At 39.3% G+C, this 25,228-nt stretch carries 23 protein-coding genes; 13 read left to right on the forward strand and 10 right to left on the reverse strand.

Features of this window, described 5'->3' with window-relative positions; genetic code table 11:
* Nucleotides 1-231: 231 nt before the first annotated feature.
* Nucleotides 232-756 (reverse strand): YecA/YgfB family protein, encoded by a 525-nt coding sequence (locus NL42_RS05250; protein ID WP_336166466.1) that lies wholly within the window; start codon nt 754-756, stop codon nt 232-234.
* Nucleotides 757-830: 74 nt separating this feature from the next.
* Nucleotides 831-1,037, reverse strand: a complete 207-nt coding sequence (locus NL42_RS05255) for a PA3496 family putative envelope integrity protein (RefSeq protein ID WP_016137045.1) — start codon at nt 1,035-1,037, stop codon at nt 831-833.
* A gap of 358 nt (nt 1,038-1,395) precedes the next feature.
* On the opposite strand from NL42_RS05255, the gene rpoD reads away from it, so the two are divergent.
* The 6 genes from rpoD to NL42_RS05285 all read left to right on the forward strand — a co-directional run bounded on the left by rpoD (nt 1,396) and on the right by NL42_RS05285 (nt 7,975).
* The gene (gene rpoD, locus NL42_RS05260; RefSeq protein WP_336166467.1) at nt 1,396-3,279 is read left to right on the forward strand and encodes an RNA polymerase sigma factor RpoD; all 1,884 of its coding nucleotides are present in this window, start codon (nt 1,396-1,398) and stop codon (nt 3,277-3,279) included.
* A gap of 97 nt (nt 3,280-3,376) precedes the next feature.
* Complete coding sequence (locus tag NL42_RS05265) at nt 3,377-3,664, forward strand: YbeD family protein (RefSeq protein WP_045435226.1); 288 nt, start codon at nt 3,377-3,379, stop codon at nt 3,662-3,664.
* Nucleotides 3,665-3,866: 202 nt separating this feature from the next.
* Nucleotides 3,867-4,520 (forward strand): lipoyl(octanoyl) transferase LipB, encoded by a 654-nt coding sequence (lipB, locus tag NL42_RS05270; protein ID WP_461312011.1) that lies wholly within the window; start codon nt 3,867-3,869, stop codon nt 4,518-4,520.
* Between the two features lie 81 nt (nt 4,521-4,601).
* A complete protein-coding gene (locus NL42_RS05275; protein WP_003655436.1) occupies nt 4,602-5,135 on the forward strand; it encodes a hypothetical protein in 534 nt (177 codons plus the stop codon).
* A 1-nt stretch (nt 5,136) separates the two neighbouring features.
* Nucleotides 5,137-6,321, forward strand: a complete 1,185-nt coding sequence (locus tag NL42_RS05280) for an iron-containing alcohol dehydrogenase (protein WP_003655435.1) — start codon at nt 5,137-5,139, stop codon at nt 6,319-6,321.
* Between the two features lie 268 nt (nt 6,322-6,589).
* Nucleotides 6,590-7,975 (forward strand): APC family permease, encoded by a 1,386-nt coding sequence (locus NL42_RS05285; RefSeq protein WP_461312012.1) that lies wholly within the window; start codon nt 6,590-6,592, stop codon nt 7,973-7,975.
* Nucleotides 7,976-8,012: 37 nt separating this feature from the next.
* Here the strand turns inward: NL42_RS05285 and NL42_RS05290 are convergent, their stop codons facing one another.
* Nucleotides 8,013-8,573 (reverse strand): flavodoxin family protein, encoded by a 561-nt coding sequence (locus NL42_RS05290; protein WP_322902734.1) that lies wholly within the window; start codon nt 8,571-8,573, stop codon nt 8,013-8,015.
* Between the two features lie 116 nt (nt 8,574-8,689).
* On the opposite strand from NL42_RS05290, the gene NL42_RS05295 reads away from it, so the two are divergent.
* Complete coding sequence (locus NL42_RS05295; RefSeq protein ID WP_016137053.1) at nt 8,690-9,070, forward strand: winged helix-turn-helix transcriptional regulator; 381 nt, start codon at nt 8,690-8,692, stop codon at nt 9,068-9,070.
* Between the two features lie 61 nt (nt 9,071-9,131).
* Here NL42_RS05295 and NL42_RS05300 read toward each other — a convergent pair whose 3' ends face one another.
* From NL42_RS05300 to rplU, 7 genes are all read right to left on the reverse strand, one after another.
* Nucleotides 9,132-9,605 (reverse strand): tRNA (cytidine(34)-2'-O)-methyltransferase, encoded by a 474-nt coding sequence (locus NL42_RS05300; RefSeq protein ID WP_446091844.1) that lies wholly within the window; start codon nt 9,603-9,605, stop codon nt 9,132-9,134.
* Nucleotides 9,606-9,648: 43 nt separating this feature from the next.
* The gene (cysG, locus tag NL42_RS05305) at nt 9,649-11,022 is read right to left on the reverse strand and encodes a siroheme synthase CysG (protein WP_461312013.1); all 1,374 of its coding nucleotides are present in this window, start codon (nt 11,020-11,022) and stop codon (nt 9,649-9,651) included.
* Nucleotides 11,023-11,089: 67 nt separating this feature from the next.
* Entirely contained in the window at nt 11,090-12,361 is a 1,272-nt protein-coding gene (gene serS / locus NL42_RS05310) for a serine--tRNA ligase (RefSeq protein WP_446091846.1), read from the reverse strand.
* A gap of 118 nt (nt 12,362-12,479) precedes the next feature.
* The gene (locus tag NL42_RS05315) at nt 12,480-13,280 is read right to left on the reverse strand and encodes an RsiV family protein (protein WP_461312014.1); all 801 of its coding nucleotides are present in this window, start codon (nt 13,278-13,280) and stop codon (nt 12,480-12,482) included.
* Between the two features lie 116 nt (nt 13,281-13,396).
* A complete protein-coding gene (gene lolA / locus NL42_RS05320) occupies nt 13,397-14,092 on the reverse strand; it encodes an outer membrane lipoprotein chaperone LolA (protein WP_016137058.1) in 696 nt (231 codons plus the stop codon).
* Between the two features lie 242 nt (nt 14,093-14,334).
* The gene (rpmA, locus tag NL42_RS05325; RefSeq protein WP_016137059.1) at nt 14,335-14,592 is read right to left on the reverse strand and encodes a 50S ribosomal protein L27; all 258 of its coding nucleotides are present in this window, start codon (nt 14,590-14,592) and stop codon (nt 14,335-14,337) included.
* 18 nt (nt 14,593-14,610) lie between these two features.
* Complete coding sequence (gene rplU, locus NL42_RS05330) at nt 14,611-14,922, reverse strand: 50S ribosomal protein L21 (protein ID WP_004639133.1); 312 nt, start codon at nt 14,920-14,922, stop codon at nt 14,611-14,613.
* 443 nt (nt 14,923-15,365) lie between these two features.
* Between rplU and sdsA the strand changes: the two genes are divergently transcribed.
* From sdsA to adeK, 6 genes are all read left to right on the forward strand, one after another.
* Nucleotides 15,366-16,343 carry an All-trans-nonaprenyl-diphosphate synthase gene (sdsA, locus tag NL42_RS05335; protein ID WP_461312015.1) on the forward strand — a complete coding sequence of 326 codons (978 nt, stop codon included), beginning with the start codon at nt 15,366-15,368 and terminating at the stop codon, nt 16,341-16,343.
* A 14-nt stretch (nt 16,344-16,357) separates the two neighbouring features.
* On the forward strand, nt 16,358-18,418 hold the full coding sequence (locus tag NL42_RS05340) for a site-specific recombinase (protein ID WP_461312016.1): 2,061 nt from the start codon (nt 16,358-16,360) through the stop codon (nt 18,416-18,418).
* Between the two features lie 183 nt (nt 18,419-18,601).
* Nucleotides 18,602-19,228, forward strand: a complete 627-nt coding sequence (locus NL42_RS05345) for a phosphatase PAP2 family protein (RefSeq protein ID WP_461312017.1) — start codon at nt 18,602-18,604, stop codon at nt 19,226-19,228.
* A gap of 23 nt (nt 19,229-19,251) precedes the next feature.
* Nucleotides 19,252-20,499, forward strand: a complete 1,248-nt coding sequence (adeI, locus tag NL42_RS05350; protein WP_461312018.1) for a multidrug efflux RND transporter periplasmic adaptor subunit AdeI — start codon at nt 19,252-19,254, stop codon at nt 20,497-20,499.
* Between the two features lie 12 nt (nt 20,500-20,511).
* Complete coding sequence (gene adeJ / locus NL42_RS05355; protein WP_461312019.1) at nt 20,512-23,688, forward strand: multidrug efflux RND transporter permease subunit AdeJ; 3,177 nt, start codon at nt 20,512-20,514, stop codon at nt 23,686-23,688.
* A complete protein-coding gene (gene adeK, locus NL42_RS05360; protein WP_461312026.1) occupies nt 23,688-25,142 on the forward strand; it encodes a multidrug efflux RND transporter outer membrane channel subunit AdeK in 1,455 nt (484 codons plus the stop codon). The genes adeJ and adeK overlap by 1 nt, the downstream gene beginning before the upstream one ends.
* Nucleotides 25,143-25,228: the final 86 nt, after the last annotated feature.

A 25,228-nucleotide genomic window follows, 5' to 3' on the forward strand; every position in this document is an offset into this window, starting at 1 on the left:
ATATTTTGGCTACATAGCCCTTCAAAACCAATTCATTCACTGAAAGCTAGTTTTAAAAATTTTAACACCAAGCTCCACCAAATTATGAAAACAAATCGTTCAACATTCTGATTAAAGCTCTAAATTTAAGATAAAATCTTAAAAAAGACGGCTTCATTCTTTAATTAATTAAAAAGCCAAAGCATAAAAAACGCCCTAGAAAGGACGTTATTTACTATTTCTTCTAATAAATTAATTTGGCGTATGATACATCAAGTATAATTCATTCAAATTATCTGGAATTTCTTCTGCCAGTTCATCCATTAACTGTCCATTGCGACGGAAAGATTCCATCTGTGGATCTTCTTCATCAATTCCACTAAATACCATCATTGGTAAAGTTAAATCAATTAATTGTTCTTCATGTTCAGGGGCAAACCATGCCTCTTCATTTAAGAACATTGCATCAACAAATCCCACACTCCAGTCACCTAAGCTAGATTCAACATCAGCTTCTTCAATTTCAAATGGAAATGCAATTCCATTTTCGTTTGCTAAATCTTGTCGAATTGACTCTAACCACGCCTTGATTTGCTGAATAATTTCAGCAGGAACCTTCTTATGGTTATTATCAAATAGCTCATCTAACCAACGGTCAAACTGAGGGCCTACTGCAATTGCACACAGAAAACCATGAGTTGCAGCGAAATCTAGACCATACTCATTGTGGTCTCCATCTAGATATTCACTTAATTGGTCTAAATCTAACGCACTCATTGTGTTACCTGACTATAAAAAAGAAATCTACGATAGCATAGCATTTAAGCTGACGATGCCCTATTCAGATTTGATTAGTCTTCATCATCAAGATCATCATCGTCTAAATCATAATCAAAATCTTTCAACTCACGCTCTAAACGGCGTTGAGCTAATAGATCATCGATTAATCTACGTTTTTCTAATGATTCTTTCGCAGTGATTTTGCCTGATGACTCATCAAAACCGACATCATCATCATCACCGTAGCTATCATCTAGTTCAAAATCTGTAGAAGACACTAAAACTACCTCTAATGAAAAAATGTGAATGGGTCTAGCCGCTATTTATCTCTCTTACAGAACCATGTCAAGTTTTATTTATATTTTTTTCATTAAACTGCATATTTGTACTTTTTTTCACCCAAAAAATTGTGTATTTATAAAACTGAACTATTTTTCTCATCAAGAAAAAATTCTATGATCTTTTCTATGATTTAAGCTTGAAAAAAATGATTTTAGCCCAATATTCAAAAAACAGACGTGAATTCAAAGATATTTTTTATTTAACGGTTACCGATCAAATCCAAAATATTTCAAGTAAATTGTGCTATCATGCACGGTTTTTCACTGCCACAGATTCAACGAAGAGTAAGCAAAGATGAGCGATATGCATTCCCCTACTTCTCAAGTAGCGGCTCTGATTAGCCGAGGCAAAGAACAAGGTTACTTAACTTACGCTGAGGTTAACGATCATCTGCCGGACTCGATTACTGAAAGCGAACAGATTGAAGACATTATTCAAATGCTTCAAGACGTTGGTATTCCTGTACACGAGCGTGCACCTGAATCTGACGATACCATGTTCGGTGAGTCAACTGACACAGCTGATGAAGTTGCTGAAGAAGAAGCTGCTGCCGTACTTGCATCGGTTGAAAATGAGCCTGGACGTACGACAGACCCTGTACGTATGTACATGCGTGAAATGGGTACAGTTGAACTATTAACCCGTGAAGGTGAAATCAGCATTGCAAAACGTATTGAAGAAGGGATTCGTGATGTCCTTAATTCAATTGCGTACTGGCCAAATGCTGTTGAAGTTGTATTAAAAGAATATAATGATTTCTTGACTGGCGAACGTCGCCTTGCCGATATTTTATCTGGCTATCTTGATCCTGAAACTGACGAAGAGATTCCTGAAGTTCTAGAAGAAGAAACAGAACTTGAGGAAGAAGAAGCGCCAGCTACGCCAGCAAAAGAAGTTAAGCTCGACGACGATGAAGAAGATGAAGAGTCAGAAAGCGATGACGACTCTGAAGGTGAATCTGGTCCAGACCCTGAAGTTGCAAAAGTTCGTTTTAATGAACTTGAAGCTGCATGGACTAAAACAAAAGCTATTATTGCGAAACATGGTCGTAACAGCCCAGAAGCTGAGGAAGCATTAGAAGCTTTAGCTACTGTGTTCATGATGTTTAAATTTACACCACGTTTATTTGACATCATCTCTGAAATGATTCGTGGTACACATGAGCAAATTCGCGCCAACGAACGTGAAGTTATGCGTTATGCAGTACGTCGTGGCCGTATGGATCGTACTCAATTCCGTACATCTTTCCCTAAGCAAGAATCTAATCCAGCTTGGTTAGATGAACAGATTGCTAAAGCTCCTGCTGAAATCAAGGCGCATTTAGAAAAGGTTCGTCCGGATGTTTTAGCATTCCAGCAAAAGATTGCAGATATTGAGAAAGAACTTAATTTAAGCGTTGCTGAAATTAAAGATATTTCTAAACGTATGGCGATTGGCGAAGCGAAAGCGCGTCGTGCTAAAAAAGAAATGGTAGAAGCCAACCTTCGTTTGGTAATTTCGATTGCGAAAAAATATACCAACCGTGGTTTACAGTTCCTTGACTTGATTCAAGAAGGGAACATTGGTTTGATGAAAGCTGTAGATAAGTTTGAATATCGTCGTGGTTATAAATTCTCGACTTATGCAACTTGGTGGATTCGTCAGGCGATTACCCGTTCGATTGCCGATCAGGCTCGTACAATTCGTATTCCTGTACATATGATTGAAACGATTAACAAGATCAACCGTGTATCTCGTCAATTGTTACAAGAAATGGGCCGTGAACCGACACCTGAAGAATTAGGTGAACGTTTAGAAATGGACGAAGTTAAGGTTCGTAAAGTACTTAAAATTGCCAAAGAACCGATTTCAATGGAAACACCTATTGGTGATGATGAAGATTCGCATCTTGGTGATTTCATTGAAGATCAAAACATCACTTCTCCAATTGATGCTGCGACTTCAGAAGGCTTAAAAGAAGCAACACGTGAAGTACTTGAAAACTTAACTGAACGTGAAGCAAAAGTATTGAAGATGCGTTTTGGTATTGATATGCCAACCGATCACACACTAGAAGAAGTGGGTAAACAGTTTGACGTAACACGTGAACGTATTCGTCAGATTGAAGCGAAAGCGTTGCGTAAATTGCGCCACCCTTCTCGTTCTGAACACTTGCGTTCTTTCCTTGAAAATGACTAAGTTTTGAAAGCTTGAAATTTCAAAACCAAGCCCCATTTAATAGAAAGAGCTATAAACGCCTGCGATGATGCAGGCGTTTCAAATCATGAGGTAACTTATGTTAGACCGCACTCCATCTCGCGAACTACAAGAACATCTTTGGGTATTTCCGATGGATTATCCAATTAAACTTATTGGCGATGCGGGTGAAGAATTACGTGTTGCTGTACTCGATATTTTGGTAAAACATTTTCCAGACTTCGACCATACAACACTAAAAGTTCAAGAATCTCGCACCGGCAAGTATCATTCTTTAACAGCACAATTACGCTTTGAAGAATTGGAACAAGTTCATGCACTTTATGCTGACTTGGCTGCTTGTCCGCAGATTAGAACTGCGCTTTAATTTTAAGTTCTTCAATCAATACCACAGTTAGACATTCTTACTGTGGTATTTTTTTGGAAATTTTAAAACCAATCTATCGTGAAAAATCATACAAATATTTAGAATTCCTCTTATAAAATCCTTTAAAATTACAAGGTTTTCGGCTTCTATCTTGCAGATATTAACTGGCGCCGCATGAACTAACTTATAGGAATATTTTGTGATGAGCCTTGATAAACCCAACTTGATCATTCGCCAATGGAACGATTTACAAGATTATCAAAGCAAATTTGAAACCATGAAACTCTTAACAAACGAGCGTAATGAAGATACGCCTGATGAGTTATGGTTACTTCAACATCATAATGTATTAACTCAAGGTCAAGCTGGTAAACCAGAACATATCCTAATTTCATCAGACATTCCTATAGTACAAACTGACCGTGGCGGGCAAGTGACTTGGCATGGTCCAGGTCAACTCGTCGCTTACTTCATGTTTGATCTTAATCGTCTAAAATGGAACGTACGCACATTGGTCAGTTTTGCTGAACAATTCATGATAGATGTTTTGAAAAAGTATGGAATTGAAGCTTATGCCAAGCCTGATGCACCTGGAGTATATGTAGATGGCCGCAAGATTGGTTCCTTAGGTTTTAAAATTCGTCGTGGCCGTAGTTACCATGGATTAGCACTCAATCTAGACTGTGCCTTAGAGGGATTCCAGACTATCAATCCTTGCGGCTATGTAGGCTTAGAAATGGTACGTATACAAGATTTAGTGACTCCCTATCCATCATTTGGTCAACTTTGTCAGGACTTTATTGAGTATATTAATAGCACTGGGTACTTTAATGACCCTAAAGTCAAATATGAATAAATCGCTTTGCGATGAAATAAAAATGGATTAGAGTAATTACTCTAAATTTGCTTTCGCATAATTTTAACAAGGGATACGCGAGTGATTTCGACAAAAGCGGTAAAGCCGACTCTGCAACTTGCCTACGTTAAGCTCATGATGGATGTTATTGGTCGTGGCTTAGTCATGGCAAGTCAAGTGGACAATGAAATACAAGAGGAAGTATCTAAATTTCCTGTTCACTTTGTACTTTCAATGAATGTTTTCCCAAATGGACCAGCATTTTTTGCTAGAGTGACAGAAGACAAACAGTTAGAGCTACTTGAAAGAGCTGAAAAAAAACCAGACTTAACGATTACATTCAAACATGTCACTCATGCCTTTTTAGTGTTTTCTTTTCAAGAAAGTACTGCTCAGGCATTTGCCAATGACCGAATGATTGCCGATGGTGATGTATCTGCTGCGATCCGCTTGGTACGCTGCCTAAATAAAATGGAATCTCTTATTTTACCTAAATTGGTTGCTTCCCTAGCAGTCAAAGAATACCCAACCGAACTTACCCTAAAAGAAAAATTCAACGAGGCTGCAAATATTTACTTAAAAGTAGCCAAGTCCTATTTCAAGCGGAGCGCATAACATGGCCAAACCATATTACGAATTTTTTTGTCCTGTAAAAGTCATTGCTGGTAATGCTGCGCTAGAACATATTCCGTTTGAGCTTGCGACTTTAGGCGCAAAACGCCCTCTTATCATTACTGATAAGGGTGTTCGCGCAAATGGGTTATTAAATCCAATTGAAGCTGCATTTAGTACAACTGATGCTGTTATTGGTCATGTTTTTGATGATGTACCACCTGACTCTAGTTTAGAAGTTGTTCGTCTTGCAGCAGAAGCTTATCGCACAAACAAATGTGATGCGATTATTGCTGTAGGTGGCGGTTCAGTTATAGACACATCTAAAGCAACCAACATTTTGGTGTCTGAAGGTGGAAATGACTTATTGCAATATGCAGGGGCTCATAACTTACCGAAACCATTAAAACCATTTTTTGTGATTCCAACAACTTCGGGTACTGGCTCAGAAGTAACGATGGTCGCTGTGGTTTCAGATACTCAAAAGAATGTTAAGTTAGCATTCGCTTCTTATTATTTAATGCCACATGCTGCAATTTTAGATCCACGCATGACGCTTACATTGCCTCCTCATTTAACTGCAATGACAGGTATGGATGCGTTAACGCATTGCGTTGAAGCATATACATGTATGGCTGCCAATCCATTGAGCGATGCTTATGCAAGTGCAGGAATTAAAAAGATCAGTGAAAATCTATTTAATGTCTTAGAAAACCCAAATGATGCTCAAGGCCGTTTAGAGCTAGCACAAGCTTCAACAATGGCAGGTATTGCATTTTCTAACTCAATGGTCGGCCTAGTTCACTCTCTAGGGCACGCTTTAGGTGCTGTTGCCCACCTGCCCCACGGTTTATGCATGAATTTATTCTTACCATATGTGCTTGAATATAATAAACAAGTAAATGGTCAGAAAATTGGTGAGTTATTATTGCCACTCGCTGGTGCAGATATTTATGCACAAACTCCAGCAAGCCAGCGCGCAGATAGAGCAATTACGACTATCTTAGCAATGCGTGATCGCCTATTTACTTTAACAAAGTTACCACGCACTTTACGTGAAACAGGTAAAGTAACTGAAGCACAGCTTGATGAAGTTGCAGAAAAAGCACTAAATGATGGCTCAATTATTTATAACCCGAAAGAAGCAAGCTTAAAAGATATCCGAGATATCTTAGAAAAAGCTTGGTAACTCGATAAGTTAAACTCAAAAAAATCTTATAAAGGTCTGATTTATATATTAAATCAGACCTTTTTTTTATGAATAAGAATTTTTATTCATTATTTTATTTGAAATATGTGGCAAAAAATTTGCTAAAAAATAGATGAAAGTACTGACAATTTATATCAATTTAGGATAGATTGGCGCACTTTATCTGTTTCTGTAGGGGGGATCGTTCGTCTCAAACGATCCTTAACACCAAGCTGATCCTTGATCAACGATTATGAGGATAACGCCGTTGACAAATTTATCTGGGACTAAACCAACAGCTAAGCTTCAAAAGAATCTTGTGCTTTGGCATATTGTTATTATTGGTTTAGCTTACATTCAGCCATTAACGTTATTTGATACTTTTGGTTTAGTGTCAGAACGAAGTGGTGGTCATGTACCAACATCCTACATTTTTGCATTAGTCGCAATCTTATTAACATCGATCAGTTATGGACATATGATTAAGCGCTACCCTTCTTCTGGGTCGGCTTATACGTATGCTCAAAAATCAATTCACCCTAATGTTGGCTTTATGGTGGGTTGGTCTTCTTGGTTAGACTATCTACTGTCACCGCTTGTTAATATTATCTTGGCAGATATTTACCTAAGAGCTCTTTTTCCAGAAGTAAATAACTGGTTATGGGTTATTGGTTTAACAACTCTCATGACTGTTATTAATTTATTTGGTGCACGGTTCGTTGCACGTTTTAACAGTACGATTGTTATTATTCAGCTTGGCGTAATTTTTTATTTTGTTTATCAGGTATATATTTTACTTACCCAAGGTGTATATGCAGATGGAACTTTAAATCCAGATAAAGCGGCATTGTGGTCATTAACTCCTTTTTGGAATGATATGACGTCTGTCAGTTCTTTAATTGCGGGCGCGACCGTACTCTGCTTCTCTTTTACCGGATTTGATGCTTTATCTTCTCTTGCTGAAGAAACAAAAGATGCAGAAAAAACCCTACCAAAAGCCATTTTTTCTACAGCATTACTTGCAGGGATTATTTTCATTGTAAGTACTTACTTCATCCAATTATATTTCCCAAGTAACCCAAACACTTACTTTAATCCTTTAGATGAATCACAACCTGTGATGGTCGCTGCGATTGGTAGTTTGATGTTTAAAACTTTGGTTTTATATTTTGCTGTAGTCGCTGTGATGGCATCAGGTATTTCTGCACATGCGGGTGTATCACGGTTAATGTATGTGATGGGACGCGATGGGGTTATCAACAAGAAATTATTTGGTCATATCAGTCCAAAATTGCACACTCCAACTTATAACATTCTTATTGTTGGTGTAGTTGCTTTATCTGCTGGCTTTTTAGATCTTGAGCATATTGTTAACTTAATTAGTTTTGGTGCTTTAACTGCTTTTAGTTTTGTTAACTTCTCTGTAATTTCTCGCTATGCATTAAGAGATGGCAAAAACAAAACTCTTAAAGACATTATTAATTATATTGCTATACCAACGCTTGGTTTTGCCAGTGTGTTTATGATGTGGTTAGAGATTGATAAGCTTGCCTTACAAATTGGCTTAGCTTGGGCCGTTATTGGTGTAGGTTACCTTGCCTACAAAACCAAAGGCTTCAAATATAATGCTCCGCAACATAACGAGCATGAGTAATAAAAAAGGCGCTTAAAGCGCCTTTTTTATGGTCAAATTAACCGTAAATTTTATTCACAATGCTTTGTACACGTTGAGCATAAAGTTTTGCTGTTTCAAGATCACCCGTTGGAACCTCTTGCGCACTTGCATCAGAAGGTGATTGAACTAAAAGCCCAACTGAACCACCTAAGTTGTTTACATCTTCACGTGTTGCATCTTTCGTATTTGCTGGTGATAAACCAAGGCTCACCCAAATCCCACCATGCTGTGATGCTAAAGTTTGTAATTGGATAAGAGTTACTTGCTTATCCCCATTTAAGCTCGCGCTGTTTGTGAAGCCAGCAAATACTTTATCTTGCCAACCACGTGTAAACCATACTTTTGAAGTTGCATCAGCGAACTTTTTAAACTGCCATGGCGCTGTTCCCATATAAGTAGGCGCACCAAAAACAATCCCCTTTGCATCATTTAATGTCTGCCAATCTTGATCAGTAATATTACCTTCCTGATCAATTTGAACGAGCTGAGCATTAATCTCGTTTGCAAACGTTTCAGCAACAACTTTTGTATGGCCATAACCAGAGAAATATACAACCGCGATATTAGAGTTAGACATGGGAGCAAACCTTTGTTTTATTAAATTCCACTTTATGATATATTTTAGAAACTAGGTGTCAATTAGTTACTAGTTGGTAACTAGGGTAATTTTTCAAAAAATTATAGGTAAATGGTATGAATGAATGTCTAAAATATAATATTTTTCAACAACATTGCCCTGCCCGTCTATTTTTTGAAAAAATTGCAGATAAATGGGTTTTATTGATTTTAAACGTTCTTGAAGAAGAAACTCAACACTTCAATCTGCTCAAAAAGAATATTCAAGGCATTTCCCCTAAAGTCTTATCACAGAAGTTAAAAATGCTGGAAAGAGATGGTTTCATCGAACGTAAAATCCAGAATACATCTCCAATTCGTGTTGATTACTCGCTTACTTCTTTAGGGCAAAATGTAGCTTCAATGGCATTCCAATTAAAGGAATGGGCCGAAACCAATATTGAGCAGGTTTTAGCAGCCCAAATAACTTATGATGAAAAAATACTAGAACAGGCTTAAAGAAATTTAGACAAAAATAAGGCCACAACTGTGGCTTTATTTTTACTTAGAATTAGATAACTTATCCTAAGGTTTTAAAGCCCTGCTGACGCCATGCCTCATAAACAATCACGGCGGTTGCATTAGATAAATTTAAACTTCTTGAATTTTCAGCCATCGGTAAACGGATCCATTGTTCTTGTGGAAACATTAAGCGAACATGCTCAGGCAAACCGCGTGTTTCTGGCCCCATCAATAAAGCCACAGGTCGATTCAAATCAACTGTATGCGGAGTTGCAGAACCTTTCGTAGTGAGTGGAAAAACATGCTCAACACCTTTAGCTTTTAGATCTGCAAGACATAGTTCAATGTTGTCCCAAATCTGCATACGCGCCCATTCATGATAATCAAGGCCAGCTCGCTTGAGCTTTTTATCATCTAACTCAAAACCCAGTGGTTTGATTAAATGTAGCTGTGCGCCCGTATTAGCACATAAACGAATGATATTGCCTGTATTGGCAGGAATTTCAGGCTCGTATAGGACAACATGAATCACAAATTTTCTCGACTTTAATAACCAACAATAAATTCAGATGAACTTATTGCCATTTTAACTGTTCACGTAAACTTACCACTTCACCAATAATGGTTAAAGTCGGCGCTACGACATGATGTTCAGACACTTTAGTCGCAATATCGGCTAATGTTCCAACGATAACTTTTTGTTCTGGTGTAGTTCCTTTAGAGATTAAGGCTACTGGCATATCAGCACGTTGACCATGAGCAATAAGTTGCTCACAAATACGCTCTAAGCCAACCAATCCCATATATAAAACTAAAGTTTGATTTTGATAAACCAGTTCATTCCAAGGGAGTTCAGGTGAACCCTCCTTTAAATGTCCCGTCAAGAAACGAACGCTTTGTGCATAGTCACGATGAGTCAGCGGAATACCCGCATAAGCTGAACAGCCTGATGCCGCGGTTATACCCGGTACAACCTGAAAAGTAACATTCGCCTCAACTAACTCTTGAATCTCTTCACCACCACGCCCAAAGATAAAAGGATCACCACCTTTTAAACGACAAACACGTTTGCCCTTTTTAGCATATTCAACCAGTAAAGCATTGATGCCATCTTGGGGAACAGAGTGATTTGAACGGGCTTTACCGACATAAATTTTAGTCGCATCGCGACGGCAAAGCTCTAAAATCGGTGCAGACACCAAACGATCATAAATTACGATATCTGCTTGCTGCATAAGACGCAATGCTTTTAATGTCAGTAGTTCAGGATCACCGGGGCCAGCCCCTACCAAATAAACTTCACCTTTAGGTGCAGTCCATTCTGTTAATGCTTGCTGAATTAAATCATTTGCTACGTCTAGATTGTCATTAAAAACTTGTTCTTTTAATGGACTAGCATATAAATTTTCCCAAAAGATTCGACGCTCATCTGGGTTGGTAATTTTTTCTTTTACTTGCTTGCGCCATTGACCTGAGAACTCAGCCAACTTACCCATACCATGTGGAACAATCGTTTCTATTTGAGTACGAAGTTGTCTCGATAAAACGGGTGATGCACCATTTGAGGCAACAGAAATGATCAATGGAGAACGATCAATAATCGCTGGAACCATAAAGCGGCAGTGTGGAATATCATCGACACTATTTACCAATAAATTACGCGCTTCACATTGCTCAAAAACTGCTTTGTTCACTTGCGCATCATTAGTGGCAGCAATAACTAATCTGTAAGAGGTATTTAAAAAAATTTCGGCAAAGGTCTCAGCAAAATACTGCCCTCCACTCGCCTGAACCAACTCTAAAAGCTGATCTTCAATTACTGGAGCAATAATATCAATTACGGCTCCAGCTTTGGCTAAAAGATTTGCTTTGCGCAAAGCAATATGCCCACCACCCACAATCAGACAACGTTGCTGTTGCAACTTTAAAGAGATTGGAAAAATATCCACCTTAAACCTCTACATTAATCATCTGATTTGGGTTAAGCAAAAACCGTGCACAATTTAGATGCAAAGCTTAATCAATAAAGGTTAAACCACCCATGTATGGGCGTAATACTTCTGGAATCTCTATAGAACCATCTTCACGTTGGTAATTTTCCATTACAGCAAGCAAAGTACGACCAACTGCAAGACCTGAACCATTTAGTGTATGCACTAATTCCGTCTTCTTTTGATCCATTCTGTAGCGTGCTTTCATACGGCGTGCCTGAAAATCACCCATATTAGAGCAGCTTGAGATTTCACGGTAAGTATTTTGGCTTGGAACCCAAACTTCTAAGTCGTAAGTTTTAATCGCGCCGAAGCCCATATCCCCGCCACAGAGCAAAATTTTGCGGTATGGCAAACCAAGTGCCTGCAAAATGCCTTCAGCATGTGCAGTAAGCTCTTCAAGTGCTTGCATAGAGGTTTCAGGTTTAACGATTTGCACCATTTCAACTTTATCAAACTGATGCTGACGAATTAAACCACGGGTATCACGGCCATAAGAACCTGCTTCACTACGGAAACATGGTGTATGAGCTGCATATTTTAATGGCAAGCGTTCGGTATCAATAATCTCATCACGAACAAAGTTAGTAACTGGAACTTCTGCTGTAGGGATGAGGTAATATTCTTTTTCACCTTGAAGTTTGAACAAATCTTCTTCAAATTTTGGTAACTGACCAGTACCCCGAAGTGAATCAGCATTTACCAAATAAGGCACATAAGCTTCTGTATAGCCATTCTTTAAAGTATGGGTATCAAGCATGAATTGCGTTAAAGCACGTTGTAGGCGCGCTAAAGAACCTTTCAATACGCTAAAACGTGAACCAGTCAATTTAGTAGCAGTTTCAAACTCTAAACCGCCCATCCACTCGCCTAAATCGGTATGATCTTTAATTTCAAAATCAAACTGACGAGGTGTGCCCCATTTTGAGATTTCAACGTTATCATCTTCATTTTTACCAGCAGGAACAGATTCATCTGGCAAGTTAGGGATGCTAAGCGCTTTTTGTTCAATCTCGTTTTGTAGTTCTGACAAAGCAACTTCAGCAGCTTTGATTTCATCACCAATCGCTTGCATACGCGCCATGATTTCAGAAGCATCGCCACCGGATTTTTTAATCTGACCCACTTGTTTTGCACCGGCATTACGTTCTGCCTGCAATTTTTCAGTTTTTGATTGCAAGTCTTTACGGCGAGTTTCTAAAGAAGCCCATTCTTGAACATCTAATTGAACACCACGTTTTGCCAAAGCTGCATTAACAGCTTCAATATTATTTCTGAGTAACTTAGGGTCGATCATAATCAATCATAATATGGGTAAAAAACTGGCTATAGTGTAAGGCCTTCACACTAAAAAATATAGTGATCATCTTCATAACGAATAGCTTTCACACAATTGTTAGAATAGATCATCTATTTTAGAACTTATAGTTTGGCACACTTGGTAAATACTCAGGTTTAATGAATTTACTTGCCTCAAAATACGGCAGGGTTAATTCAGACATTCCTTCAGCATAAGAAGCCAACTCATAAATCGGATAGACAAAAACAATCCCATTTGCGCCATAGTAGAAATTATCACTTAATTGCAGTTTTTCACGGCTGATATTGTGCTCTTGAAGCCAATTTGTATTCGCATCAAAAAGTGCATCAACTAATTGTTTTTCAACATCTGGCTGAATGAGCTCAGCAACAGTAATATGTTTTTTATTTAATAAATCAAAAGTCACGAACTCTTGATGTGACATGCCATGTGCTGCACCAGCAGAATATGAGTAGGTCTGTAATGCAAAAGTCGCAAGATTATAATTTTGCCCTAAATAGCGGACATAAATTGCACTTTGACTCGAACGTGGTTCACCTTCAGGTACATCGACAGGCTGATCAGCTAAATTTGCAAAAGCATTCGGATCTGCTTTCTTTATTCGATTAGTGAAGTAATCATTAATCCACTTCTGATTGGTTTGTACTGTTTGAAAATCATACTCAGTACAACCATCTTCTAAACAAACTTTTGATTTCGGCAACTTTACTGAGATTACTTTTGCCTGAATGACAGGAACACCAGCCTCTTTCGTTTCTTTAACTTTTGCAGTCGAAGCAGCCTGCTCTTCTTTGGCTGCCGACTTTGGTTGGCAACCACTCACAATTGCCATTGCAGCCATTAATGGAAGAATACAAATAATTTTTTTATCGTAAAGTCGCATAATAATCCCCATGAATTTACCTCTATCACTATACAAAGCGTCCGATCGAGGTGGGGTTAAAAAATGTATCTATCTCTCTTATATAAAAAAAGCTACCGTGAAAGGTAGCTTTTTTGAAGAGGCATTAATTATTGGTCAATAACATCTGTGCCTTTTGGTGGCGTAAAGTTAAAGACAGATGCTGGAATTGAAGCATTTACTTTCACGTTCTTAAAGCGCACATAGGTGGTTTGACCTAATGAGTCTTGCAACACCATAAGTGTTGGCGCTTTATTTGCTCCAAAACTAATCGTTAAGCTTTGGAAAGCACCATCTTCTTTTTTAGGGAATAATGTGAAATAGAGTTTTGCTTTATCTGGTTGCGTTACACGATAAGACTTCATGATTTGGTTGGTATTACCAGAGAGTAATAACGCGGGCGTATCTGCAACCTGATCATCTAAGCTTTGGCGTACAGCTTGTTGTAAATCTGGATCATAAATCCAAACTGTTTTCCCGCTCGTTACAATCGTTTGTTTAGAAGGACTTACTGTTTCCCAATAAAATTTCCCCGGACGTTCAACTTTCATTGAGCCTTTAAATGTCTGGTTCATATGCTGAGCACTTAAACTCTTTTTCTGTGCCACAGTTTTTGTATTGGCTTTAGTTGTTTGTTCAAAATCGGCAGTCAAACGCTGTAATCCTGATAACTGATTAACCAGGTTCCCAATTGCCTGTTGCTCCGGTGCTGCTACAGGCGCAGCAAACACTGTAGTACTCATTACAGGAGCAAGCACTGACGCGCTGAGTGTAATAGCACACATAGTTTTACGAAGCATATTCATGTCATCACCTTTTTAGTTGCTGTAAGACAACTTGCCATTTTCCAAAGTTATGAAACTTAGCAAGCTCTTAATTCAAGACTCATCTTAACCGACAAACTCTGTGCTAATCATTGAGAAAATAAGATATTTTGTTATGTTATTCATGTTGTTTGTAGAATTTCATTCATCATGATGAAGATAAGCCAGATTAAATTCCATAAAAAAAGCCCACAAAATGTGGGCTTTTTTTTTAAAGCTAAAACTTATACAGCTTCAACTTTTACGTAGCGACGGCCAAATTGACCTTTCACTTCGAATTTTACTACGCCGTCAGCAGTAGCAAATAAAGTATGGTCACGGCCCATACCAACATTTGCACCAGCGTGGAACTCAGTACCACGTTGACGAACGATGATGTTACCAGCAGTTACAGCTTGACCGCCGTAAACTTTAACACCTAACATTTTTGGGTTTGAATCACGACCGTTCTTCGTCGATCCACCGGCTTTTTTAGTTGCCATGTCTCTTACTCCTCGTGATTAGCCTGAAATACCAGTAATTTTCAACTCAGTGAACCATTGACGGTGACCTTGTTGTTTACGGTAGTGTTTACGACGACGCATTTTGATAATGCGGATTTTGTCGTGACGACCATGACCAACCACTTCTGCAGTTACTTTAGCGCCAGCTACAACTGGAGCACCGATTTGAATGCTGTCACCGTTTACAACCATTAATACATCATCAAATGTAATAGTCGCGCCAGATTCAGCTTTCAATAATTCAACTTTAAGGGTTTCACCCTCAACTACACGGTGCTGTTTACCACCGCTTTGGATTACTGCGTACATAATGTACTCCAATTAGCCCGTGTCGACGTGCCGATAAGGGATATATCGATCTTAAAACGCTCGCCACTGGGGTTATATAAGGCGACAGATTTTAAGTGAAATTTGATCAAACGACAAGTATTTTCTAGTTATCAGTGATGCCTATTCCTCTATTTTTACAAAATCAACAAGCAGCTTAGATTGGAATTTAGCAGTTTTCATTGATTCTGAATGAAAATTAAAATACAGTTCCAGACACAAATTGCGACAAGAACAAGTTGTATTAATGCTGATGTCATTAAATTTATTGTTTTGCCGGAAATATCATGTTTTGCTTAAATAAAGAACAAAGAACGCATAAAGACAATAGAAATGATTAATATCAGCCACTTGTTCACCTGTGCAACACACCTTTAATTGTTACACTAACGCCACTTATCTACCAATACGGGGTTTTTCTTCATATGGTCATCGATTTCAAGCAAGACATTCTTGCGCCTGTTGCCTCAGACTTTGCTGCGATGGATCACTTGATTAATGAAGGAATTAGCTCAAAAGTTGGTTTAGTCATGTCTGTCAGCAAACATGTTGTTGAGGCTGGCGGAAAACGTATGCGCCCAATCATGTGTTTACTCGCTGCTCGTGCATGTGGTCTAGATAACATGGCAAACGCACAGCGTCTGGCTGCAATCATTGAAATGTTGCATACCGCGACATTGGTTCATGATGATGTGGTAGATGAATCTGGGCTTCGTCGTGGTCGACCTACAGCAAATGCGACATGGAACAATCAGACAGCCGTATTAGTCGGTGACTTCCTGATTGCACGTGCTTTCGATTTACTGGTCGATTTAAATAACATGACTTTATTGAAAGACTTTTCAACAGGTACATGTGAAATTGCTGAAGGTGAAGTATTACAACTTCAATCACAGCATCAACCAGATACAACCGAAGAAACTTATTTAAAAATTATTCACGGTAAAACATCTCGTCTATTTGAACTGGCTACAGAAGGCGCTGCTATTCTGGCTGGACAAGAAGCGTATCGTGAACCATTGAGATCATTTGCCGGTCATTTTGGTAATGCATTCCAAATTATTGATGATATTTTAGACTACACTTCAGATGCTGAAACATTAGGTAAAAATATTGGTGATGATTTAATGGAAGGTAAACCGACTTTACCGTTAATTTCTGCATTAGCACACTCAACAGGTGAAGAGCATGCGATTATTCGTCGCAGCATTGCAACTGGCGGAGTGGACCAATTATCTCAGGTCATAGAAATTGTACAGAAATCTGGTGCTTTAGATTATTGCCACCAACGTGCCAAAGAAGAAACAGAAGCAGCACTGCAAGCTTTATCAAACCTACCCGATACACCATATCGTCAGGCTTTGATTAACTTAACTCAGCTTGCGTTACATCGAATACAATAGATATTATTCTGCCTATGCATATAAATTTTTCAGATCATTTTTTAAAAATACAGAAACAGCTTGAGGATACTCAAGCTGTCATTGACGAAAATCTCCTCATTGAGTTAGTCAATGCGATTCGTCCATCCGACCCTCAGGATACGGATGAGATAAAGCAAAAAATACAGGCTTTAATTGAAAGCCTATTACGCACACCTACAGCGCCGCTTCTGCTACAAACTTTTTTATTACGTCTAATTAATCGCTATAAACAAGTCAGCTTATATGCCGATAGCGGAATTTTGTCTTTAGATGGTTTCTGGAACCAACTAGGGCAAAGACTCGGAGCACATTTTTTACCGTTAATTGAAGATGCAAGCCAACTCAAAATATTAATTGGTAGAATTTTCTATTTAGAAAGTGACAAAATCTGGCTCAATAATATTGATGATGAAGATTGGGCAAACCTATTTGGTCTTATTGGTCAAAGCCAAAGTAATGTAGATGAAAAGCTTGTCATTCAAAGTGAAATGATTAAAGCAATTACTGTCTTATCTTATCGAATTAGTGGAATTGGCCTTTACCCCGAATTTATTAATGCTCAACCCGAATTAACTGAATATGAATCGCCATTTTTAGTTCAGAACCGTGAAATTATTGAGTTTATTGAGAAATACAAAAAACAAGAACTTGCTGAACATGAAATTGCGGTGATTTCCCCTCCGGATGCATCACAAGCATTTGTTATGCTGGAACAATGTCGGGATGTGGTTTTAAAAATTCGCCGTGCCACCAAAAGAATTGGCGTCAGCTTAAGTTTGACTTATTTATTGTCATTACTTGAGCAGTGCCTCGACCGAATTGAATTACTGCTTTATTTGGTTGTAGATAACACTAAAGGAAAATATGTCTCTTTAGGGCATCTTATTTCCGATTTAACTAAAGCACACTACAGTGAAAAAAGCGTTCGCTCTTTATTAAGTACGACAAGTGAACTTATTGCCTTTCAAGTGACTGAAAATGCTAGCCGAACAGGTGAACATTATGTAAGTACGGATACCAAAGGTTTCTGGGGCATGTATAAAGCTGCCGCTGGAGCGGGCGTTATTATCGCCTGTATGGCGTCTTTAAAAATTCTTGCCGCAAGAATGACAATGGCTCCGCTCATGCAAGCCTTTACTTTTAGTATGAATTATTCTCTTGGATTCCTTCTAATTCATGTTCTGCATTTTACAGTTGCGACCAAACAACCTGCGATGACTGCTGCGGCCCTCGCTGCAACAGTACAACAACGTAAAGGCTCTAAAACAGCTCAAATTGCAGAATTAGCAGCCCTTATTATTAATATTATTCGAACGCAATTTATTGCTATTTTAGGCAATATTTCAATTGCGATTCCTACTGCCGCGCTCATTACTTTTGCTTGGCAGTTCTATCTTGATGAGCCTTTATTAACTCATACTAAAGCGACTTATTTGCTGCACAGCTTAAATCCCTTTACCTCTTTGGCAGTTCCACATGCAGCCGTAGCCGGAGTTTGCTTATTTTTGTCAGGTCTCATTGCCGGATACTTCGACAACATGGCTGTTTACCGAAAAGTCGGTCCACGGCTAAGAGCACATCGCCGCTTAGCAAACTGGTTTGGGCAAGATCGCTTAAACCGTTTTGCTGAGTATATTGAGCGCAACTTAGGAGCTTTAGCGGGTAACTTCTTATTCGGGATTATGTTAGGAAGTATGGGCACCATAGGCTTTATTTTAGGTTTACCTTTAGATATTCGTCATATTGCCTTTGCCTCAGCTAACTTTATTCAAGGTTTAATGACTATTAACGGCAGCCCAGACATCGGACTGATTATCGTATCCTTTCTAGGCGTGTTATGTATTGGTCTCACCAACTTATTTGTGAGTTTCACTTTAACTATTATTGTGGCATTACGAGCACGTCGAGTTCGCTTCGAACAATGGAAACCTTTAGCCAAGCTGGTAATGACCCATTTTCTGACTCGTCCAAGTGATTTTTTCTGGCCACCAAAACAACCATTAGAACTTGAAGAAAATACGACTACAAATAATGGAAAAAAGGCAGAACACTAACAGTTTTGCTTTGTACACAGAATGTGAATTTCGTCAATTTTGTTGTGATTGTTTTTCCAAATGTTAAAAAATTTTCAAAATGAATTTACGATGATCTATCAGGCTTGAAAAAAAGTGTACTGGCAAGTACACTTTTAACGGCTTTCAGTAGTGGACACTGCTTGAATAAGCAAAGGTACATACATGCCCTATTTATTGCTTCTTATTGGTTGTATTTTTTTAGGATTAGGTGTTCTTGGTCTTTTTGTACCAAGACTTCAGTCTTTGGATCTTCTCAGCGTTCAAATATTGAGTGAATATCGTTCAGATTATCTTAACGCTATTACGATCTTTCTAGCACGGATAGGTGGTATGCCTTTTGTACTTTTTTTATCCTTTCTGGTGTGTATATATCAGGCATGGTATAAAAAATATATTACTGTTATTTTCATTAGCGTGGGAGTTCTTGGCAGTATCACCATGGGTTGGCTGCTCAAGTGGTGTGTTGATCGTCCAAGACCCCCACAGGTATATCATATTGTCGAAAGTTACGGTGCATCGTTCCCAAGTGCACACAGTGTTTATGCATCAACACTGGCTTGTCTGGCAATGATAATGTTATGCCATAAGCCCAACATTAACTCTCCTTATATCATTTTGATTTCTTGCCTTTGGTTTATCTGCATGGGGCTTTCAAGAATATATGCTGGAGTTCATTTTCCAACAGATGTACTCGCCGGTTGGGGCATAGGTTTTATTTGGATTGCACTGCTTTGGCTCTGGTTATTACAAACACAAAGTAGGTTAAGTAAAAAACAAATATATTTTTAGATTTTATCTAACGAGGTGGAACAATGATGTCGGCTAAGCTTTGGGCTCCTGCCCTTACTGCTTGCGCATTAGCAACAAGTATCGCACTTGTTGGTTGTGGCAAAGGCTCCGATGAGAAACAGCAAGCTGCTGCTGCTCAGAAAATGCCGCCTGCTGAAGTAGGTGTTATTGTTGCTCAACCACAAAGTGTTGAACAAAGCGTTGAACTTTCTGGCCGTACTTCAGCATATCAAATTTCTGAAGTTCGTCCTCAAACAAGTGGCGTAATTTTAAAACGCTTGTTTGCTGAAGGAAGCTATGTTCGTGAAGGTCAGGCTCTTTATGAACTAGACTCTCGAACTAACCGTGCAACGCTTGAAAATGCAAAAGCATCTCTTTTACAACAACAGGCAAATCTAGCTTCACTACGTACTAAGCTAAACCGTTATAAGCAACTTGTTTCGAGTAATGCTGTATCTAGACAAGAATATGACGACTTACTTGGTCAGGTTAATGTTGCTGAAGCACAAGTTTCTGCTGCAAAAGCTCAAGTAACGAATGCAAATGTAGATCTTGGTTATTCTACAATTCGCTCACCAATTTCTGGTCAGTCTGGACGTTCTTCTGTAACAGCTGGTGCTTTAGTTACGGCAAATCAAACTGATCCTTTAGTGACGATTCAACAATTAGATCCAATCTATGTTGATATTAACCAGTCTAGTGCCGAGTTATTACGTTTACGCCAACAACTCAGCAAAGGCAGTTTAAACAACAGTAACAACACAAAAGTGAAATTGAAGCTTGAAGATGGTTCGACTTATCCAATCGAAGGACAACTTGCTTTCTCTGATGCTTCTGTAAATCAGGATACAGGAACGATTACTTTACGTGCCGTATTCTCGAACCCGAACCATCTGTTACTTCCGGGTATGTATACAACTGCGCAGATTGTTCAAGGTGTAGTTCCAAATGCTTATCTGATTCCTCAAGCCGCAATTACGCGTTTACCGACAGGTCAAGCTGTAGCAATGCTTGTTAATGCTAAAGGCGCTGTTGAGAGTCGTCCTGTTGAAACCTCTGGTGTTCAAGGACAAAACTGGATTGTGACTAATGGTCTCAAAGCTGGTGAAAAAGTGATTGTTGATGGTGTTGCCAAAGTTAAAGAAGGGCAAGAAGTGTCAGCAAAACCTTACCAAGCTCAACCAGCAAATCCTCAAGGTGCAGCTCCAAATGCGACAAAACCGGCTCAATCAGGTAAACCTCAAGCAGAACAGAAAGCATCTAATGCATAAGGGGTAGATTGAATGGCACAATTTTTTATTCATCGCCCCATTTTTGCGTGGGTGATTGCATTAGTCATTATGTTGGCGGGTATTCTCACGCTCACAAAAATGCCTATTGCACAGTATCCGACGATTGCACCACCGACAGTTACAATTGCTGCAACTTATCCTGGTGCATCGGCTGAGACTGTTGAAAATACTGTAACCCAGATCATTGAACAACAAATGAATGGTCTAGATGGTTTACGTTATATTTCATCTAACAGTGCGGGTAACGGTCAGGCTTCTATTCAATTAAACTTTGAACAAGGTATTGATCCGGATATTGCACAAGTTCAGGTTCAAAACAAACTGCAATCTGCAACTGCGCTTTTGCCTGAAGACGTTCAACGCCAAGGTGTGACAGTTACTAAATCTGGTGCAAGCTTCTTGCAAGTTATTGCATTCTATTCACCAGACAATACCCTGTCAGACTCAGACATTAAAGATTACGTAAACTCGTCAATTAAAGAACCACTTAGCCGTGTTGCTGGTGTTGGTGAGGTACAAGTCTTTGGTGGTTCATACGCAATGCGTATCTGGCTCGACCCTGCAAAATTGACTAATTACCAGTTAACACCAAGTGATATTGCGACTGCTTTACAAGCGCAAAACTCACAAGTTGCTGTAGGTCAGTTAGGTGGTGCACCAGCGGTTCAAGGTCAAGTGCTTAACGCAACAGTAAATGCGCAAAGCTTGTTACAGACACCTGAACAATTTAAAAATATCTTCTTAAAGAACACAGCATCAGGTGCTGAAGTTCGTTTAAAAGATGTTGCTCGTGTAGAGTTAGGTTCTGATAACTACCAGTTCGATTCGAAGTTTAATGGTAAACCTGCTGGTGGTCTTGCAATTAAAATTGCAACTGGTGCTAACGCACTCGACACCGCTGACGCTGTTGAACACCGTTTAGCTGAACTGCGCAAAAACTATCCAACAGGCCTTGCAGATAAACTGGCTTATGACACTACTCCATTTATTCGTCTTTCAATTGAAAGTGTTGTACACACATTAATTGAAGCGGTAATTTTAGTGTTCATTGTTATGTTCTTGTTCTTGCAGAACTGGCGTGCAACGATTATTCCGACACTTGCTGTACCTGTTGTTGTATTAGGTACATTTGCTGTTATTAATATCTTTGGTTTCTCAATTAACACCTTAACCATGTTCGCTATGGTATTGGCAATTGGTCTTCTGGTCGATGACGCCATTGTTGTAGTAGAAAACGTTGAACGTGTGATGAGTGAAGAGCATACCGATCCGGTCACGGCAACTTCACGATCAATGCAACAGATTTCTGGTGCGTTGATTGGTATCACAAGCGTATTGACAGCGGTATTCGTACCAATGGCATTCTTTGGCGGTACGACTGGTGTAATTTACCGTCAATTCTCGATTACCCTTGTAACAGCAATGGTCTTATCGTTAATTGTAGCGTTAACCTTTACCCCTGCACTTTGTGCAACAATTTTAAAACAGCATGATCCTAACAAAGAGCCAAGCAATAATATTTTTGCTCGTTTCTTCAGAGGATTTAACAATGGTTTTGACCGCATGTCGCATAGCTACCAAAATGGTGTTAGCCGCATGCTTAAAGGCAAAATCTTCTCTGGCGTACTTTACGCTGTAGTGATTGGCCTACTCGTGTTCTTGTTCCAAAAACTTCCATCTTCATTCTTACCAGAAGAAGATCAGGGTGTGGTCATGACACTTGTTCAATTACCACCGAATGCAACGCTTGATCGTACGAATAAAGTTGTTGATACCATGACAAACTTCTTCATGAATGAAAAAGATACAGTGGAATCTATTTTCACCGTTTCTGGTTTCTCATTCACAGGTGTTGGTCAAAATGCTGGTATTGGCTTCGTTAAATTGAAAGACTGGAGTGAACGTACTTCACCAGAATCTCAAATTGGTGCGTTAATTCAGCGTGGTATGGCATTAAACATGATCGTCAAAGACGCATCTTACATCATGCCATTACAGCTTCCTGCAATGCCTGAACTCGGTGTAACAGCTGGATTTAACTTGCAACTTAAAGATTCAAGTGGTCAAGGCCATGAGAAACTTATTGCCGCACGTAACACAATTTTAGGTTTGGCTTCACAAGACAAACGTCTTGTAGGGGTACGTCCTAATGGTCAAGAAGATACGCCTCAGTATCAAATTAATGTAGATCAGGCTCAAGCTGGTGCTATGGGCGTTAGCATTGCTGACATTAACAACACTATGCGTATTGCATGGGGTGGCTCATACATTAACGACTTCGTTGACCGTGGTCGTGTGAAAAAAGTTTATGTTCAAGGTGATTCGGATAGCCGCATGATGCCTGAAGACTTAAACAAGTGGTATGTACGTAATAGCAAAGGCGAAATGGTACCGTTCTCTGCATTTGCTACTGGCAAATGGACATATGGTTCTCCTCGTCTTGAACGTTATAACGGCGTGTCATCGGTTAACATTCAAGGTACACCTGCACCTGGCGTGAGCTCTGGTGACTCTATGAAAGCCATGGAAGAAATTATTGCTAAGTTACCATCTATGGGCTTACAAGGTTTCGACTATGAATGGACAGGTTTATCACTTGAAGAACGTGAGTCTGGTGCTCAAGCTCCATTCTTATATGCACTTTCATTGTTAATCGTTTTCCTTTGCTTAGCTGCATTGTACGAAAGCTGGTCTATTCCATTCTCGGTTTTACTTGTAGTACCACTTGGTATTATTGGTGCAATCGTATTGACTTACTTGGGTATGATTATTAAAGGAGATCCAAATCTCTCAAATAACATTTACTTCCAGGTAGCGATGATCGCGGTCATTGGTCTTTCTGCAAAAAATGCGATCTTAATTGTTGAGTTCGCAAAAGAGTTGCAGGAAAAAGGCGAAGACCTACTTGATGCAACTTTACATGCTTCAAAAATGCGTTTACGTCCAATTATCATGACTACCCTTGCCTTCGGTTTTGGTGTACTTCCACTTGCCCTTTCAACAGGTGCCGGTGCAGGAAGTCAGCACTCAGTTGGTTTCGGTGTACTCGGTGGCGTACTCAGTGCAACGTTCTTAGGTATCTTCTTTATCCCTGTATTCTATGTGTGGATTCGTAGTATCTTTAAGTACAAACCAAAAACCATAAACACTCAGGAGCATAAATCGTGATGCAAAAAGTATGGTCTATTTCAGGTCGTAGCATTGCGGTATCTGCACTTGCGCTTGCTTTGTCAGCTTGTCAAAGCATGCGCGGCCCAGAACCAGTCGTGAAAACCGATATTCCAGAAAGCTATGCATATAACAGCGCTTCTGGTACGTCTATTGCTGAACAGGGTTACAAACAGTTCTTTGCTGACTCTCGTTTGCTCGGCGTGATTGATTTGGCGCTTGCCAACAACCGCGACTTACGTACAGCAACGCTCAATATTGAACGTGCCCAACAGCAATATCGAATTACGCAAAACAACCAGCTTCCAACAATCGGAGCAAGTGGTAGTGCAATTCGTCAGGTTTCTCAAAGCCGTGATCCGAATAACCCCTACTCTACTTATCAAGTAGGTTTGGGTGTAACTGCCTATGAACTCGATTTTTGGGGCCGTGTACGTAGCTTAAAAGATGCTGCGTTAGATAGTTATCTTTCAACGCAAAGTGCACGTGATTCGACTCAAATCAGTCTGATCAGCCAAGTTGCTCAAGCATGGTTGAACTACTCTTTCGCAACAGCAAATTTAAAACTTGCTGATCAAACACTTAAAGCACAACAAGACTCTTACAATCTCAACAAAAAACGTTTTGATGTGGGCATCGACAGTGAAGTTCCACTACGTCAGGCACAGATTTCTGTAGAAACTGCGCGTAATGATGTAGCGAACTACAAAACACAAATTGCTCAAGCACAAAACTTGTTGAACTTGTTAGTGGGCCAATCAGTTCCACAAAACTTGTTGCCAAACCAACCTGTAAAACGCATTACTCAACAAAATGTATATACAGCTGGTTTACCGAGTGACTTGCTTAACAACCGTCCAGATGTAAAAGCTGCCGAATATAACTTAAGCGCTGCTGGTGCGAATATTGGTGCTGCAAAAGCACGTTTATTCCCAACCATTAGCTTAACGGGTTCAGCAGGTTACGCATCAACTGACTTAAGTGATCTATTTAAGTCTGGTGGTTTTGTTTGGTCAATTGGTCCAAGCTTAGACTTACCAATCTTTGACTGGGGCACACGTCGTGCCAATGTAAAAATTTCTGAAACCGATCAGAAAATTGCATTGTCTGATTATGAAAAATCAGTTCAGTCTGCGTTCCGCGAAGTTAACGATGCGCTTGCAACTCGTGCCAATATTGGTGAGCGTTTAACAGCTCAACAACGTCTAGTAGAAGCGACTAACCGCAACTACACACTGTCAAATGCCCGCTTCCGTGCTGGTATTGACAGTTACTTGACGGTTCTTGATGCACAACGTTCATCTTATTCAGCAGAACAAGGTTTATTGTTGCTTCAACAAGCTAACTTAAACAACCAAATCGAGTTATACAAAACTCTAGGTGGCGGTTTAAAAGCAAATTCTTCAGATACAGTGGTTAATCAACCATCAAGTGCTGAACTTAAAAAGCAATAAGTTTTAAATAACTTCTCTATAAAAGCTCACTTCGGTGGGCTTTTTTATTGCATCTCATGTGAATATTTCTTATCTTGAAACCTTAA

The organism is Acinetobacter sp. GN11, from assembly GCF_054823985.1.